Origin of the sequence: Streptomyces sp. V1I1 (assembly GCF_030817355.1) — a bacterium.
Classification (GTDB): Bacteria; Actinomycetota; Actinomycetes; order Streptomycetales; family Streptomycetaceae; genus Streptomyces.
The window spans coordinates 7,222,996-7,238,192 of sequence record NZ_JAUSZH010000001.1 but is presented as its reverse complement, the minus strand read 5'-3'; the positions used below and the strand labels follow the sequence as shown (position 1 = coordinate 7,238,192).

General features: G+C 70.3%; 18 protein-coding genes and 1 pseudogene. 9 read left to right on the top strand and 10 right to left on the bottom strand.

The window, feature by feature from the left end; translation table 11 throughout:
* The first annotated feature begins 23 nt into the window (after positions 1 to 23).
* Positions 24 to 671 carry a TetR family transcriptional regulator gene (locus QFZ67_RS33990; RefSeq protein WP_307664869.1) on the top strand — a complete coding sequence of 216 codons (648 nt, stop codon included), beginning with the start codon at positions 24 to 26 and terminating at the stop codon, positions 669 to 671.
* 190 nt (positions 672 to 861) lie between these two features.
* Here QFZ67_RS33990 and def read toward each other — a convergent pair whose 3' ends face one another.
* Entirely contained in the window at positions 862 to 1,395 is a 534-nt protein-coding gene (def, locus tag QFZ67_RS33985; protein ID WP_307664868.1) for a peptide deformylase, read from the bottom strand.
* Positions 1,396 to 1,510: 115 nt separating this feature from the next.
* Here def and QFZ67_RS33980 point away from each other — a divergent pair, with 115 nt between their 5' ends.
* The 5 genes from QFZ67_RS33980 to QFZ67_RS33960 all read left to right on the top strand — a co-directional run bounded on the left by QFZ67_RS33980 (position 1,511) and on the right by QFZ67_RS33960 (position 5,979).
* Positions 1,511 to 2,749, top strand: a complete 1,239-nt coding sequence (locus QFZ67_RS33980; protein WP_307664867.1) for a MurT ligase domain-containing protein — start codon at positions 1,511 to 1,513, stop codon at positions 2,747 to 2,749.
* Positions 2,750 to 2,774: 25 nt separating this feature from the next.
* Positions 2,775 to 3,503, top strand: a complete 729-nt coding sequence (locus QFZ67_RS33975) for a type 1 glutamine amidotransferase (protein ID WP_307664866.1) — start codon at positions 2,775 to 2,777, stop codon at positions 3,501 to 3,503.
* A 126-nt stretch (positions 3,504 to 3,629) separates the two neighbouring features.
* Positions 3,630 to 4,655: a 6-phosphofructokinase gene (locus QFZ67_RS33970; protein ID WP_307664865.1), complete on the top strand. Its 1,026-nt coding sequence runs from the start codon at positions 3,630 to 3,632 to the stop codon at positions 4,653 to 4,655.
* 136 nt (positions 4,656 to 4,791) lie between these two features.
* On the top strand, positions 4,792 to 5,745 hold the full coding sequence (locus tag QFZ67_RS33965) for a cytochrome c oxidase assembly protein (protein WP_307664864.1): 954 nt from the start codon (positions 4,792 to 4,794) through the stop codon (positions 5,743 to 5,745).
* Positions 5,746 to 5,820: 75 nt separating this feature from the next.
* Positions 5,821 to 5,979: a hypothetical protein gene (locus QFZ67_RS33960; RefSeq protein ID WP_307664863.1), complete on the top strand. Its 159-nt coding sequence runs from the start codon at positions 5,821 to 5,823 to the stop codon at positions 5,977 to 5,979.
* A 42-nt stretch (positions 5,980 to 6,021) separates the two neighbouring features.
* Here QFZ67_RS33960 and QFZ67_RS33955 read toward each other — a convergent pair whose 3' ends face one another.
* The 3 genes from QFZ67_RS33955 to QFZ67_RS33945 all read right to left on the bottom strand — a co-directional run bounded on the left by QFZ67_RS33955 (position 6,022) and on the right by QFZ67_RS33945 (position 7,495).
* Positions 6,022 to 6,414 (bottom strand): SSI family serine proteinase inhibitor, encoded by a 393-nt coding sequence (locus tag QFZ67_RS33955; protein ID WP_307664862.1) that lies wholly within the window; start codon positions 6,412 to 6,414, stop codon positions 6,022 to 6,024.
* 143 nt (positions 6,415 to 6,557) lie between these two features.
* Complete coding sequence (locus QFZ67_RS33950) at positions 6,558 to 7,097, bottom strand: ATP-binding protein (protein ID WP_307664861.1); 540 nt, start codon at positions 7,095 to 7,097, stop codon at positions 6,558 to 6,560.
* A 167-nt stretch (positions 7,098 to 7,264) separates the two neighbouring features.
* Complete coding sequence (locus QFZ67_RS33945; RefSeq protein ID WP_307664860.1) at positions 7,265 to 7,495, bottom strand: DUF6296 family protein; 231 nt, start codon at positions 7,493 to 7,495, stop codon at positions 7,265 to 7,267.
* A gap of 117 nt (positions 7,496 to 7,612) precedes the next feature.
* On the opposite strand from QFZ67_RS33945, the gene QFZ67_RS33940 reads away from it, so the two are divergent.
* Positions 7,613 to 7,813: a DUF5988 family protein gene (locus QFZ67_RS33940; protein WP_307664859.1), complete on the top strand. Its 201-nt coding sequence runs from the start codon at positions 7,613 to 7,615 to the stop codon at positions 7,811 to 7,813.
* Positions 7,814 to 7,815: 2 nt separating this feature from the next.
* Here the strand turns inward: QFZ67_RS33940 and ligD are convergent, their stop codons facing one another.
* The 3 genes and pseudogenes from ligD to QFZ67_RS33925 all read right to left on the bottom strand — a co-directional run bounded on the left by ligD (position 7,816) and on the right by QFZ67_RS33925 (position 9,754).
* Positions 7,816 to 8,727: a non-homologous end-joining DNA ligase gene (gene ligD / locus QFZ67_RS33935; protein WP_307664858.1), complete on the bottom strand. Its 912-nt coding sequence runs from the start codon at positions 8,725 to 8,727 to the stop codon at positions 7,816 to 7,818.
* Positions 8,724 to 8,948 (bottom strand): annotated as a pseudogene (locus QFZ67_RS33930) (ATP-dependent DNA ligase); the annotation flags it as partial. The gene ligD and the pseudogene QFZ67_RS33930, both read right to left, overlap by 4 nt.
* Positions 8,949 to 9,136: 188 nt before the next feature.
* The gene (locus tag QFZ67_RS33925) at positions 9,137 to 9,754 is read right to left on the bottom strand and encodes a DNA polymerase ligase N-terminal domain-containing protein (protein WP_307664857.1); all 618 of its coding nucleotides are present in this window, start codon (positions 9,752 to 9,754) and stop codon (positions 9,137 to 9,139) included.
* A gap of 442 nt (positions 9,755 to 10,196) precedes the next feature.
* Between QFZ67_RS33925 and QFZ67_RS33920 the strand changes: the two genes are divergently transcribed.
* On the top strand, positions 10,197 to 10,904 hold the full coding sequence (locus QFZ67_RS33920; RefSeq protein ID WP_307664856.1) for a 1-acyl-sn-glycerol-3-phosphate acyltransferase: 708 nt from the start codon (positions 10,197 to 10,199) through the stop codon (positions 10,902 to 10,904).
* A gap of 65 nt (positions 10,905 to 10,969) precedes the next feature.
* Positions 10,970 to 12,007: an NAD(P)-dependent oxidoreductase gene (locus QFZ67_RS33915; RefSeq protein ID WP_307664855.1), complete on the top strand. Its 1,038-nt coding sequence runs from the start codon at positions 10,970 to 10,972 to the stop codon at positions 12,005 to 12,007.
* Positions 12,008 to 12,070: 63 nt separating this feature from the next.
* Here QFZ67_RS33915 and QFZ67_RS33910 read toward each other — a convergent pair whose 3' ends face one another.
* From QFZ67_RS33910 to ureG, 3 genes are all read right to left on the bottom strand, one after another.
* Entirely contained in the window at positions 12,071 to 13,648 is a 1,578-nt protein-coding gene (locus QFZ67_RS33910; protein ID WP_307664854.1) for an alpha/beta hydrolase, read from the bottom strand.
* A 129-nt stretch (positions 13,649 to 13,777) separates the two neighbouring features.
* Positions 13,778 to 14,518, bottom strand: coding sequence for an urease accessory protein UreD (locus QFZ67_RS33905; protein WP_307664853.1), 741 nt, complete (start codon positions 14,516 to 14,518; stop codon positions 13,778 to 13,780).
* Entirely contained in the window at positions 14,515 to 15,192 is a 678-nt protein-coding gene (gene ureG, locus QFZ67_RS33900) for an urease accessory protein UreG (protein ID WP_307664852.1), read from the bottom strand. The genes QFZ67_RS33905 and ureG overlap by 4 nt, the downstream gene beginning before the upstream one ends.
* Between the last annotated feature and the right edge of the window lie 5 nt (positions 15,193 to 15,197).

Genomic DNA, 15,197 nt, shown 5'->3' with positions numbered 1-15,197 from the left:
CGCTCGGGTGGGGAGATAGAACTATGGAGACCACACAGCAGGCGGCGGGCCAGCAGAGGCCGGCCGACCAGCGGCGCCGGGAGCTGCTCGAAGCGGCGGACCGGGTGGTGCTCCGGGACGGGCCACAGGCCTCCATGAACGCCATCGCCGCGGAGGCGGGCATCACCAAGCCCATCCTGTACCGGCACTTCGGCGACAAGGGCGGCCTGTACCGGGCCCTCGCCAAGCGCCACACGGACGCGCTGCTGGACGCGTTGCGTGCGGCGGTCGATGCGCCCGCGGATCGCCGCGAGCGGGTCGAGGCCACGCTCGACACGTATCTCGCGGCGATCGAAGCACGCCCGCAGGTCTACCGCTTCCTGATGCATCCGGCCGAGGACGCCCAGCCGTCGGAGGCGGGCTTCGACGTCGGCCGCCACTCGGCGCCGCTGCTGCGCCGGCTCGGCGAGGAGCTGGCGAAGGTGATCCACGACCGGGTCGATCTGGGCCCCGGCAGCGAGCAGCTGGCGCGGGTGTGGGGCCACGGCATCGTCGGCATGATGCACGCGGCGGGCGACTGGTGGCTCGGCGAACGTCCTTGCTCCCGCGCGGAGTTGGTGCGGAGTCTGGCCGATCTGCTCTGGGGCCGCTTGGCGGCGGCGGGCGACCGCGCGGGCGGCCCTGGCTTCTAGGGGGCCTTTGTCGACCGGGGCTCCGCCACCCCCGCACGCCCTTCGGGCGTTGTCCTCAATCGCCGGACGGGCTTGAATTTCCGCCCGTCCGGCGGAAATTCAAGCCTCGTGGGGTCCCCCGGACGAAGTCTGGGGGAGTTTGAGGCGCGGGGCCCGGGGCGGAGCCCCAGTCCGGGAAGGGGTCCGCCGGTTACCAGGCTGCCCTGCGCGCCGCGCGCAGTGTCTTCGCGCGGCGCCAGCCCCTGAGGCGGTCGGGGTAGACCAGCCCGTCCAAGTGGTCGCACTCGTGCTGAAGGCACCGCGCGAAGAAGCCGGTGCCCTCCACCCGCACCGGCGCACCGTCCGACGTCACGCCCTCCACCACCGCGCGGTCATAGCGCTCCGTCCCGGCCTCCAGGCCCGGCAGCGAGAGGCAGCCCTCCGGGCCGCGCACCGCGACCCCGTCCGCCTCCACCAGACGGGGGTTGACGATGTGTCCGAGGTGGCGGACGTCCTCGTCGTCCGGGCAGTCGTAGACGAACACCCGCAGAGGCGTCCCCACCTGGTTCGCCGCGAGGCCCACCCCCTGGGCGGCGTACATCGTCGCGAACATGTCCTCGATGAGCTTGTTCAGCCCGGCGGAGAAGTCGCTGACGCTCTCGCAGGGGGCGTGCAGCACCGGATCTCCGAACAGGCTCATGGCCCTCACGAGTCCGGAACTGCCGGGGATCGGCCGGTTTCGCATGGCCGTAAGCGTACGGTCCCGCGTGACCTCCACGTTTTCCGACGGTGCCGACGTACGGGCGCCCGGCCGGACCTCGATAGGCTGGGCCGGACCGATGCAAGGAGGATCAAGGACGATGTCAGGCAACTCGGAGCCCCTGACGCCGCGCGCCAAGCTGGCCGTGACGGCAGGCAAGGCCGCGGCAGCGGTGTCGCGCGCCGCCGGACGCGGCAGCGGATCAGTGATCGGCGGCCGGGTCGCGCTCAAGCTCGACCCCGATCTGCTGGGGCGGCTGGCGCAGCACCTGGACGTCGTCCTCGTGTCGGCGACCAACGGCAAGACCACGACGACCCGGCTGATCGCCGAGGCTCTGCGGGCCAGCGGCCCTGTCGTCTCCAACGCGCTCGGCGCCAATATGCCCGCCGGCATCACTTCGGCACTGGCCGGCGGCTCCGACGCCAAGTTCGGTGTGATCGAGGTCGACGAGAAGTACCTGGCCGGCGTCGCCCGCGATGTGACCCCGAAGGCGATTGCGCTGCTCAACCTCTCGCGCGACCAGCTGGACCGCGCGGCCGAGACCCGGATGCTCGCCGAGAAGTGGCGTGAGGGCCTTGCCGGTACGAAGGCCATGGTCATCGCCAACGCCGACGACCCGCTGATCGTGTGGGCCGCGTCATCGTCGCCCAATGTGGTGTGGGTGGCCGCCGGCCAGGAGTGGAAGGACGACGCCTGGTCCTGCCCGTCCTGCGGCGGTGTGATGCAGCGCCCCGGCGACGACTGGTTCTGCGGCGAGTGCGGCTTCCGCCGGCCCGCCCCGAGCTGGGTGCTCAGCGGCGACCACGTCCTGGACCCGCACGGATCGGCGTGGCCGATCCACCTCCAGCTGCCGGGCCGTGCCAACAAGGCGAACGCCGCGACATCCGCCGCGGTCGCCGCCTGCTTCGGCGTGCCGCCGCAGGTCGCCCTGGAGCGCATGTACTCGGTGCAGGCCGTCGCCGGCCGCTACGACGTCGTCTCCTTCCTGAACCGCGATCTGCGCCTGCTGCTGGCGAAGAACCCGGCCGGCTGGCTCGAAACGTTCTCCCTGATCGACCCGCCGCCGACCCCGGTCATCCTGTCGGTCAACGCCCGTGGCGCCGACGGCACGGACACCTCGTGGCTCTGGGACGTCGACTACACCCGGCTCGCCGGCCACCCGATCTTCGTCATCGGCGACCGCAAGCTGGACCTCGCGGTCCGGCTCGAGGTCGCGGGCCTGGACTTCCGGGTGTGCGAGTCCGTCGACGAGGCGGTGCAGCTGGCCCCGCCCGGGCGGATCGAGGCGATCGCCAACTACACCGCCTTCCAGGACCTGCGCCGCCGCGTCGGCAACTGACCGCGGACCCGAAAAGGACATGAGCATGAGCGACAACAGCCTGCGTCTGGTCTGGGTCTACCCGGACCTGCTCAGCACCTACGGCGACCAGGGCAACGCCCTCGTCATCGAGCGCCGGGCCCGGCAGCGCGGCCTGGACGTGATGCGTATCGACGTACGCAGCGACCAGCCGGTCCCCACCTCCGGCGACATCTATCTGATCGGCGGCGGCGAGGACCGGCCGCAGCGGCTGGCGGCCGAGCGGCTGCGCCGCGACGGCGGGCTCAGCCGGGCCGCGTCCAACGGCGCGATCATCTTCTCGGTCTGCGCCGGGTACCAGATCCTCGGCCATGAGTTCATCAACGACCTGGGCGAGCGTGAGCCGGGTCTCGGTCTGATCGACGTGGTCTCCACGCGCGGCGAGGGCGAGCGGTGCGTCGGCGACGTACTGGCCGACATCGACCCGCGCTTGGGGCTGCCGCAGCTGACCGGCTTCGAGAACCACCAGGGCATCACGCATCTCGGCCCGACGGCCCGCCCGTTCGCGCGCACGATCCTCGGCCGGGGCAACGGCACGGGCGACGGAACCGAAGGCGCGTACAACGAGACGGTGTTCGGCACCTACATGCACGGTCCCGTGATGGCCCGCAACCCGCAGATCGCGGACCTGCTGCTGAAGCTGGCCCTCGATGTGAACGCACTGCCGCCGACGGACGACCGGTGGTACGAGTCGCTGCGCGCCGAGCGCATCGCAGCCGCGACCCAGCCGGCCTGACAGTCGGTCGCGTCCATCCCTCGGACGCCCGGTTCGGCCCCGTCACCCCGCGCCGGTAGGGTGGCGGGGATCGAACCGGACGACGTGGTCCGGAAGTCGGCCCACGTTGCAAAGGTATTTCGGGCTATGCGCATTGGTGTGCTCACCTCCGGCGGCGACTGCCCCGGTCTGAACGCCGTCATCCGTTCCGTCGTGCACCGCGCCGTCGTCGACCACGGCGACGAGGTCATCGGCTTCCACGACGGCTGGAAGGGCCTTCTCGAGTGCGACTACCGCAAGCTCGACCTTGACGCGGTGGGCGGCATTCTGGCCCGCGGCGGCACGATTCTCGGCTCCTCCCGGGTCCAGCCGGCTCATCTGCGCGACGGTGTGGAGCGGGCCAAGGGGCATGTCGCCGAGCTGGGTCTCGACGCGATCATCCCGATCGGCGGCGAAGGCACCCTCAAGGCCGCCAACCTCCTCTCCGAGAGCGGGCTGCCGATCGTCGGCGTACCGAAGACCATCGACAACGACATCGCGTCGACCGACGTCACCTTCGGTTTCGACACCGCCGTCGGGGTCGCCACCGAGGCTCTCGACCGGTTGAAGACCACCGCCGAATCGCACCAGCGTGTGCTGATCGTCGAGGTCATGGGGCGGCACACCGGCTGGATCGCGCTGCACTCCGGCATGGCGGCGGGCGCGCACGCCATCGTCGTCCCGGAGCGGCCGTTCGACATCGCCGAGCTGACCGAGCGGGTCGGTGAGCGTTTCTCGGCGGGCAAGAAGTTCGCGATCGTCGTGGTCGCGGAGGGAGCCAAGCCGCGCGAGGGCTCGATGGAGTTCAACGAGGGCGGCAAGGACGTCTACGGGCACGAGCGCTTCGCGGGCGTGGCCCAGCAGCTCTCTGTCGAGCTGGAGGAGCGGCTCGGCAAGGAGGCCCGTGCGGTGATCCTCGGCCACGTCCAGCGCGGCGGTACCCCGACCGCGTACGACCGTGTCCTCGCCACCCGCTTCGGCTGGCATGCCGTGGAGGCCGCGCACCGCGGCGAGTTCGGCATGATGACGGCGCTGCGCGGCACGGACATCACGATGGTGCCGCTGGCCCAGGCCGTGGAGACGCTGAAGACCGTCCCGGCCGAGCGGTACGCCGAGGCCGAGTGCGTGCTCTGACACCGCGAATGCCGAATGACGCATAACCGAAATCATGCATAACTGAACGAACTGCCCCCGGTCGCAGGCGCGGCCGGGGACAGTTCTACTCTGGTCCGGACAAGCGGACAACCCAGTACGAAGCAGGAGCCGGCGGATGGATCACAGCGGGCACGGCATGACGATGGATCTGCCGCCGTTCACGCTGGGGCGGGGGCTCGAACTCTCACCGGACCCCTTCTTCCTCATCGGCTGTCTGCTCGGGCTCGGTCTGTACGGGTGGGGCGTGCTGCGGCTGCGCAGGCGCGGCGACAGCTGGCCGGTCAGCCGTACCGTCCTGTTCACCGTCGGCGTGCTGAGCGTGGCGCTGGTGATGTGCACCAAGCTCAATGACTACGGCATGGTCATGTTCAGCGTGCACATGGTGCAGCACATGGTGATCAGCATGCTCTCCCCCATCGTGCTGCTGCTCGGCGCGCCGGTGACGCTGGCGCTGCGCGCGCTGCCGGTCGCCGCGCGCCGCGGCAGCAAGGGGCCGCGTGAGCTGCTGCTCGTCCTGCTGCACAGCCGCTACATGCGGATCGTCACGCACCCCGTCTTCACGATCCCGCTCTTCATCGCGAGCCTGTACGCGCTCTACTTCACGCCCCTGTTCGACTTCCTGATGGAGTCCAAGACCGGGCATGTGGCGATGATGGTGCACTTCCTTGCGGTCGGCCTGGTGTTCTTCTGGCCGATCATGGGCGTGGACCCGGGGCCGCACCGGCCCGGCTATGTGATGCGGATGCTGGAGCTCTTCGCGGGCATGCCGTTCCACGCCTTCTTCGGCATCGCGCTGATGATGGCGACCGAGCCGATGATCAAGGCGTACGAGAATCCGCCGGCCTCGCTCGGCATCGACGCGCTCGCCGATCAGAACGCGGCCGGCGGCATCGCCTGGGCGTTCAGCGAGATCCCTTCCGTGCTGGTGCTGGTCGCGCTGGTCTTCCAGTGGTACCGCTCCGAGCAGCGGGAGGCGAGGCGTATGGACCGTGCCGCGGACCGGGACGGCGACAAGGATCTCGCGGCGTACAACGCGTATCTCGCCTCGCTCCAAGCGCGCGGACAGTAGCCGGGCAGTAGCGCAAGGCCCTTCTCACGGGTGACGATGAGCTCTGACGGCCGTGGCCGTCGGAGGAGGGCGCGCATGTCCGGATCCACGAAGGCGATGGGAGTGCTCACCGTCGGGACCCTGGTGGTCGTGACGGCCTACACGGCGGCACTCGGAAGCAATGGCTGGCTCTGGTTCGGCTGGGTGGTTCTCGGCCTGGTGACGATCGGGGTGATCACTTCGCGCGGAAACTGAGGCGGCGTGCCGGGCAGGCTGCTCCGAGCGGAAGCAGCGGATTCAGAAGTGGAAGACTTCTCCGGTCGCCGCGTCGAGTTCGCACGCGTTGGCATACGTCTTGTGCCACTCCGTGGGTCTGCCTCGCCAGGTGCCGGTGGCCCCGACCGTGACCGGGTCGAACTTGTCGATGCACGGATGCGGATTGCCGGGCAGCCGGTCCAGATCCCCGCGCGCGGCGGCGAGCTCCTCGCAGGCGGCGTCGGGATTGGGGTGCGCCCCGCCGGGCACCGGCGAACAGTGCAGCAGCACCCCGCGGATCCAGGTGTTCTCGCTGCCGGACACGGTCAGGAACAGGCCCCGCGGCGCAGTGGGCTTGTCGCCGACCCCGTGGGCGGGAACAGCTGCGGCGAGGGTGATCAGGGCGGCTGCGGCGAACGTGGCGCTGCGGTGCATCCGGTGCTCCTGGCTCTCGAGGGCCCGACGCAGAGGTCGGGCCGGGGAGATGGCCAGGGCACCTGTCGATGCCGCCGCGGACAAGGCGCCGCGCGGCCGGGTAGCGCGTACGGGCGAGGTGTTTCGCCCGTACGGCTCCTTCGTCAGCCGACTGCCGCGACGCGGACGCGGTCCCGCTCCCGGATGTTCTCCGGCGCGGCCGGGCCCGGCTCCCGCCCCAGCGCAGTGTTCGGCGGCAGCGGCTTGAACTCACGCGTGGGCAGCATCGGGACAGGCGCGGCCCGCAGGATGTGCTGCACCTCCTTGACGCGCCTGCTGAACCAGATCACCTTGCCGGTGGCGGTGCCGCATGTGCCCCAGCTGTCACTGAGGAACGCGACGGTGGCGAGCCCGCCCTTGTTCGGGCAGGAACTGGTCACCCGCGGCATCCGGCGGTCCTTGTCCGCCACGGACGCGATCAGGTGCCTTCCCGTCCAGCGCACCTCCACCACGCATGTCTTGTCGCCCTCGACGTGCTGGACGACGTTGCCGACGAGCTCGTCGACAGCGCGGCAGACCGGTGTTATGTGGTGCTCGAGGCTCCAGTACCGAAGGTGCGCTGCCAGAATGCGCCGGATCTGGGGAATCCGCTCTGTGGATGCCTGCACTTCCAAGGTGTAGCGGCAGGCGGTCGTGACGTGCATGACCGTTGCTCCTCACCGCGACCTGGTCACCTCTTCGGCTGCGGACCCCCGAGTGCGAAGAGTGAGCGCATGTCGCTTCTGGGTCACACACCAGAGTGACCGGGGGTGCCCAAGACCGCAACACGTCGCCCGTCCGGCCCAAGCCGGCCGCCCCGGCACGGGCCGGTTCAGGAGCTGAGTGAGCGTGCCGTCATCGGCATCCTGGGCACCTGATGGCCGCCGCTGGCGAGCATCCGTACCTCCCCCCGGTCGCTGATCTCCGCGCGTACGATCCCCGTTTCGTCCTCGTAGATCGGATACCCGCCCGCTCCCGCCTTGTCGGTGCGCCGGACGATCACGACGTCGTCCTCCACGGCGGGCGCCTGAAATATCAACTCGTAGCTTTCTGGGTATTCCATGGGAGCCTCCCGACTTCTTCCATCGTCGGCCACGTCAGCCGAGTCGGCGCGCCCGGCGGCCCGAATCGACCGCGTATTCCGATGTGCGGGTCGTCCCGCTGGTAGGACACTGGGGATATGGGTACAAAGGCAGTCCTTGAGGGTGGCCCGGACGATCTGCACGAGCGGATCGTTCCGATCACCCCTCCCGGACAAGAGCTGAAGATTCCGCACCGCGGCGGGTACGAGCACTTCAAGATCACTTCGCGGCATCAGGACAGCCCGGAGGGACGCCTGCCTGTCTACGAGTGGTGGGAACGGACCGAGATCGCCGAGTGACCTCAGCCGCCTCCGAGCGCAGCCAGTCGGCGGCGGGCAGGGCCCAGTGAGCGGCCGCGGCGCAGGGCGTCCTGCCAGGGGTCGCTGTCCAGGCGGTCCGTGACGGTCTTCACCGTCCAGCGGCCGGCGTCGAGGTCCGGATCGTCGGCCTCCGGCCAGGCCAGCGGCGTGGCGACCGGAGCGCCGGGGCGGGCCCGTACGGCGTAGGGCGCGACGGTCGTCTGGCCGTAGGCGTTGCGCTGGACGTCGAGGTAGAGGCGACCACGCCGGGCCTGTTTCCGTGGTGCGGTGGTGAGGGCGTCGGGGTGGCGTGCGGCGAGCAGCTCTGCAACGTCGCGGGCGAAGTCGCGTACATCGTCGAAGGGGGCGCGGCGGTCCAGGGGCACCACGACGTGCAGTCCGCGGGAGCCGGTGGTCATCACGGCCGACGGCAGCTTCAGTTCGTCCAGGAGCTGGTGCAGCGCCCTGGCGGCCTCGCGTACGGGAGTGAAGTCGTCCCCGGGCGGGTCGAGGTCGAACACCAGCCGGTCGGGGTGGTCCGGGCGGTCGGCCCTGGACAGCCAGCGGTGGGGTGTGATGCACGCCTGGTCGGCGAGGTAGAGCAGGGTGGCCGTGTCGTCGCAGAGCACGTATGTGACGGTGCCGTCCTCCTTGGGCAGTTCGACCCGGTGGATCCAGTCGGGGAAGTGGCCGGGCACGTCCTTGTGCATGAACGACTGGCCGTCGATTCCGTCCGGGTGGCGCTCCATCATCAGCGGCCGCCCGCGCAGCTGGGGCAGCATGCGCCGGGCGACGGTGCGGTAGTACTCCGCGAGGTCGGCCTTGGTGATTCCCTCGCCGGGGAAGAGCACCTTGTCCGGCCGGTTGATACGTACGGTGCGGCGCCCGGCGGGAATCTCCAGTGCGGGGCTCATCGGGGTCCTCCCACGGGTTGCTCGCGGACCACGTCGGCGGCGCGTTTGTCGTCGCGCAGTCCCAGGAATCGGGGGTGGCGCAGCATGCCGGTGCGTGTCCACTCGGTGAATCCGATCTGCGCGACCAGTTCCGGTCGCACCCAGTGGACTGCTCGTTCCCGGATCTCGTCGTCGAACGGGGAGCGGCCCTGCTGGCGGCCGTCGAGACGGTGGCGCAGGTCGCCGTCACGCAGCCCGATGGCTCGTACGCCGTCCAGCTTGGGCTCGAAGACCCAGCCGTCGTCGAAGGAGCGGCGGACGCTGAGTACGGCGAGCATGGGCTGTTCGGCCACCCGCCCGGCTGCCCCGTGCGCCACGGGCCGTACCCGGCCGCGCTGCTCGGCGGGCAGGCGATCCAGCAGCGTGCTCATCACGAGCCTTTCGCCGTGGCCTCGGCCGCCACCCGCTTGAGGGTGCGGCCGGTGAGCGCAGAGCGGGCCCGTGTCGGCGCGGGAGCGCCGTGGGAGGAGGCGTGCCGGTCGGCCTGCTTGACCAGCAGCCATGCCTCGCGGCCCTCGTCCTTGACGGTGCGGATGCGGGTGAGTGCGTAGCCGCCGTGCAGTTTGGTGCCATCCAGCCAGAACGAGGCGTGGCCGCGGTCCAGCGCTTCGGCGAACGGGGTCTCATGGCCGTGCTTGTCGCTGGTGAGGTTGCGGTAGGTGCCCTCGTCCCAGACGATGACGGTTCCTCCGCCGTACTCGCCCTCCGCGATGACGCCCTCGAACTCCGCGTACTCGAGTGGATGGTCCTCCGTCGGCATGGCGAGGCGCTTGTCATGGGGGTCGCTGGAGGGTCCCTTGGGGATCGCCCACGACTTCAGGACCCCGTCGACCTCCAGCCGGAAGTCGAAGTGCGTGGTGCTCGCGTCATGAATCTGTACGACGAAGGCGGGCTGCTCGGTCCGGCCGGTGCGGCCGCCCCTGGGCTCCGCGGTCTTCGAGAAATCGCGTTTGCCGCGGTAGTGCGCGAGTGCGTCGGTCGCGGTCATGGCCTCCTCCGGGGGAGCAGCTGCCGTCCGGCCGGATTCAGGTGGTGGGCTCAGGTGCCGGGTCGGGCCCTGGCAGCGGGCCCGGGTGGGGGTGCCTGTCCCATCGACTCCGCCGATCATTCCTGCCGGGCGAGTGCCCAGGCCCGCTGTCGGCAAACGGCGGCAGCACCGGTACCCCGCCGCCGGGTCACCGGCGGCGGTCCTTCGCGAGGCTCACGGACGGCGGCCGGGCCTGTGACGGCCGGGGCGGCCCTGCTGGGCGCGTGGATGCCGCTCAAAGCGCCTGACATGACGTCAGGGGGGTCGGATCGAGTCAGGATGTGTCTGATCGCAGACGCTTACACGTGGCGATCCTGCACTTACACTGATCCCTCCCGGCATGCCTGATGACCTGGCACAACGTGGCCCTGGAGCCGGTCCCGCGGAGTGAGGAGCGCCCCCCGTGTTCTACTACGTGCTCAAATACGTCATTCTGGGGCCGCTGTTGCGGTTGCTGTTCCGGCCCAGGATCGAGGGACTCGAGCACATCCCGGCCGAGGGCGCTGCGATCGTCGCGGGCAATCATCTGTCGTTCTCGGACCACTTCCTGATGCCGGCAATCATCAAACGGCGCATCACCTTCCTCGCGAAGGCCGAGTACTTCACCGGGCCGGGACTGAAAGGCAGGCTGACCGCGGCGTTCTTCCGCAGCGCCGGGCAGATCCCGGTGGACCGCTCCGGCAAGGAGGCCGGGAAGGCGGCGATCCGCGAGGGGCTCGGCGTGCTGAGCAAGGGCGAGCTGCTGGGGATCTATCCCGAGGGCACGCGCTCGCACGACGGCAGGCTCTACAAGGGCAAGGTCGGCGTCGCCGTGATGGCACTCAAGGCGCAGGTGCCGGTGGTGCCGTGCGCGATGGTCGGAACGTTCGAGATCCAGCCGCCGGGGCAGGTCCTGCCGAAGATCAAGCGGGTCACCGTGCGGTTCGGGGAGCCGCTGGACTTCTCGCGTTATGAGGGAATGGAGAACGAGAAGGCGGCGATCCGCGCCGTCACCGACGAGATCATGTACGCGATTCTCGGCCTGTCCGGCCAGGAGTACGTGGACCGTTACGCAGCCGACGTCAAAGCGGAGCTGGAGCAGCCCAGGAAGTTCCCGCGGCGCAGAAGCTGAGAGCGGATCCGCGCTCGGCGAACCTCTCTGGGCCCGGCGTCCGGCGCCCGCCTAGCGTGCCTCCCATGACCACGAGAAGCGCAGTTGTGCTGGGAGCGACCGGGCAGGTGGGGCGGGCCGCGGTGCGCGCACTCGCCGCGGACGGCTGGGAGGTGCGGGCGGTGTCGCGCGGCGGCGGCCGCGACGCGGACTGGCCCGGCGAGGTGCGGACAGTGCGGGCCGACCGGGAGGACGATGCCGCGCTGGCCGCCGTGCTCGGCGACGGCTGTGACGTGTTGGTGGACATGGTGGCGTACGGACCGGCCCACGCACGGCAGTTGAAGAGCCTCGCGGACCGGATCGGCTCGGCGGTGGTGATCTCCAGCGGCGCGGTGTACAAGGACGACAAGGGCCGCAGCTTCGACACCCAGGACGAACCCGACGGCTTCCCGGCCTACCCGGTGCCGATCCCGGAGACGCAGCGCACCGTGGCGCCCGGGAAGGCGAGCTACGGCACCCGGAAGGTGGCTCTGGAGCGGGATCTGCTGGCGGCGGGCGCCGGGCTGCCGACGACGCTGCTGCGCGCGGGCGCGATCCACGGACCGTACTGCCGTGGTCCGCGCGAACTGTTCTTCGTGAAGCGGGCGCTGGACCGGCGGCCGGTGCGCATCCTCGCGTACAACGGGCAGTCGCGCTTCCACCCCGTCCATGTCGGCAATCTCGCCGAGTTGATCCGGCTGGCGGCGGCGAAGCCGGGCTCGCGGGTGCTCAACGCCGCTGATCCGGACGTGCCGACGGTCCGGGAGATCAGCGCGGGAGTGGATGCGGCGCTCGGTGTGACGAGCGAGACCGTCCTCGTCGACGGACCGGCGCCGGTGGGGACGGTGGGGCTCACCCCGTGGGGGGTGGACCGTCCGATCGTGTACGACATGACGGCGGCCGAGCGGGAGTTGGGCTACCGGGCCGTCACGAGCTACGCCGCAGCTCTGCCGGCGACCGTCGAGTGGCTGGCCCGGCAGCTCGACGGCCGGCACTGGCGCGAGGTCTTCAGCGGCCTCGTCAAGTACGAGGACGACTGGTTCGACTACGCGGCGGAGGACTCCTGGCTGAAGGCAACGCGGTGAGCCGGTCCGGACGCGAAGGAGGGGCGGCCGTGACCGGCCGCCCCTCCCCCGTATCGCTGTGCCTTACGGCTTCGGCGTGGCGTGCGGAGCGCACGTCACATCGCTGCTGTCCAGCTTGCCGCTGAGCAGGTAGGCATCCACCCGCTGGTTGATGCACGGGTTGACCAGGCCGGTCACACCGTGCGAACCGGCGTCCTTCTCGGTGATCAGCCGCGAACCCCTGAGCCGCTTGTGCAGCTCGACGGCGCCCTCGAAGGGAGTGGCGGCGTCACGGGTCGACTGCACGATGAGCACCGGCGGCAGACCCTTGCCCGACTTCACGTACAGCGGGGTCTGCTGCTTGGACGACCAGGTGGCGCACGGGAGGTTCATCCAGGCGTTGGCCCACGTCATGAAGGGATAGTCCTGGTGGAGCCGGGTGTTGTCCCGGTCCCACTTCCGCCAGCTGGTCGGCCACTTGGCGTCCGCGCACTCGACGGCCGTGTAGACGGCGTTGCCGTTCTCCGAGGCGATGTTGCCGGCGGTGTCGGACAGGTCGGGTGCCGCGGCGTCGACCAGTGCCTGGGTGTCACCGGCGAGGTACTTGCTCCAGGTCTGGGCGACGGGCACCCAGGAGGAGTCGTAGTACGGAGCGCTCTGGAAGAAGCCGATGAGCTCCGCCGGTCCGACGACCCCGCCGAGCGGGCTCTTCTTGGCGGTGGCCCGCAGCTTCAGCCACTGCTGCTCGACCTTCTCGGGGGTGTCCCCGATGTGGAAGGCCGCGTCGTTCTTGGCGACCCAGGCCTTCCAGTCGTCCCAGCGCATCTGGAAGGCGACGTCCTGGTCGAGGTTGGCCTCGTACCAGATCTTCTCCCGCGACGGGTTGACGACGCTGTCGACGATCATCCGGCGGACATGGCCGGGGAAGAGCGTCGCGTAGACCGCGCCGATGTAGGTGCCGTAGGAGACGCCCAGGAAGTTGAGCTTTTTCTCACCGAGGGCGGCCCGGACGACATCCAGGTCGCGCGCGGTGTTCGGCGTGGTCATGTGCGGCAGCATCCAGCCGCTGCGCTCGGCGCACCCGTCCGCGTACTCCGCGGCGAGCTTGCGCTGGGCGCGCTTGTCGGCCTCGCTGTCGGGTACCGGGTCGGCCTTCGGCGCCTTGACGAACTCCTGCGGGTCGACACAGGAGATCGGCGTCGAGTGACCGACGCCCCGCGGGTCGAAGCCCACGAAGTCGTACGCCTTGGCGGTGCCCGCCCAGAGCGGGTTCTTGTTCGTGACCCGGGTCGGGAAGCGCATGCCCGAGCCGCCGGGGCCGCCCGGGTTGTAGATGAGGGCGCCTTGGCGATCGGCCTGGGAACCGGTGTTGCCGATCCGGTCGACGGCAATCTTGATCTGCTTGCCGTTCGGCCGCGCGTAGTCGAGCGGAACGCTCACCCAGCCGCACTGGATGGGCTTGGCGATCCCCCAGTCCGCCGGACAGTCCGTCCAGTCGATGCCCTTCTTGGCGGCCCGCTCGGCGGCGACCTGAACACCGCGTGCCTCGGACCAGCCACTGTTGCTGCCTTCGGCACTTGCCGCCGGAGCCGCGATCGCGCCCGCTATGAGGGTGCCCGCGACCAGAGTGCCGGCCGAGCCGAGCACTGCTGTGCGTCTCACGTAAAAATCCCCCTTCAGTTTTCGAGTCTCCGGGGGATCCTTTCGTCTGCGGGGCTTCCGGGAACAGGCCGTACTGGTGTTCTTTACCGAACCAATAACCGGTGTGAGGTGTCCCGCTGAGCGGTGCTGTCAGCCGGGCAGTTGGGCCTGTAGCACCTGATCGAGTACGCGCCGCAGTTGGCGGGCGTCCGGTGCGACGGCGGTGACCAGAAAGGCCGGACCGGCGAGCGGCGTGAGGGCCGCGGTCTCACCGAGCAACTGGGGCTCGGCGGGCTTGTCCTCGAACTGCGGGTCAACGACGAGGAGTTGCCCCACCGCCCGGTGACCGGCGAGGACCGCGGCGCCGTCCCAGCCGCCGGGTGCGCCGGGGCCGTAGCCGAGCTCCTGGTCGAGCAGGGGGCGTCCGGCGCGGTGGACGGTGAGGCGGGTGGCGAGGGTGCCGGACTGTTCGCCGTACCGGCCCAGGATCTGCTCCTCGCGCAGCACCAGCCGTGCGGTGGCGGCCAGTTCGACCCGCGTACGCATGCGCAGATCGCTGCCGTACGCGGAGATGAGCTGTTCCGGCAGCCAGCGCAGCTCGGCGTCCTCACCGACCGTCAGCCGCACGTCGTAGCGGGCCTGTTCGGGGGTCGGCCCGGGCAGCGCGATGGTCGCGGCGGCGGAGTCGACGAGGAGCCGCGCCCCCTCCCCCACGTCAGCCTCGATGGCGAGCCGGTCGCCGCCGAGCGGCGCGCTCATCGCGCCGACGACGGTGACGCGGGTGTACGGGCCCGTGCCGCGGGTGCGGCGCACGGCGAGCGGCCCGTCGCTCACCAGCACCGGCAGGCCGTCGCGGGTGGCGACGATACGGGCGGTGGCCTGGATGCTCATGCGGTCCAGGCGGCGAACTGTGCGCGCACCCAGTCGGCGACCGGGCCGACGCCTTCCTCGCCCTTCAACGAGGTGAAGGCGACGGGGAGTTCACCGCGCTGCTCCTTGGCGTCGCGAGCCATGCGCTGCAGATCGGATCCGACGTGGGGCGCGAGGTCGGTCTTGTTGATGACGAGAAGGTCGGCAGTGGTGACGCCGGGACCGCCCTTGCGGGGGATGTCGTCGCCGCCCGCGACGTCGATGACAAAGATCTGGGCATCGACGAGGCCCTTGGAGAAGGTCGCGGTGAGATTGTCACCGCCGGACTCGACGAGGATCAGATCGAGCGGGCCGACGCTCTCCTCGAGATCCTCGACGGCTTCGAGGTTGGCGGAGATGTCGTCGCGGATTGCGGTGTGCGGGCAGGCGCCGGTCTCGACGGCCTGGATGCGCTCGGGCGGCAGTACGGCGTGACGGAGCAGGAATTCGGCGTCCTCGCGGGTGTAGATGTCGTTGGTGACGACGGCGATGGACAGCTGGTCGCGCAGTTCGCCGCAGAGCGCGGCGACGGTGGCGGTCTTGCCGGAACCGACGGGTCCGCCGAGGCCGATGCGCAGGGCGCGCCGGCTGCCGTCGGGGCGCACGGCGTCGGCGCTGACGGCGGCAGGACCGTCGTGGGAGTGGTCGAGGTGCATGGTGC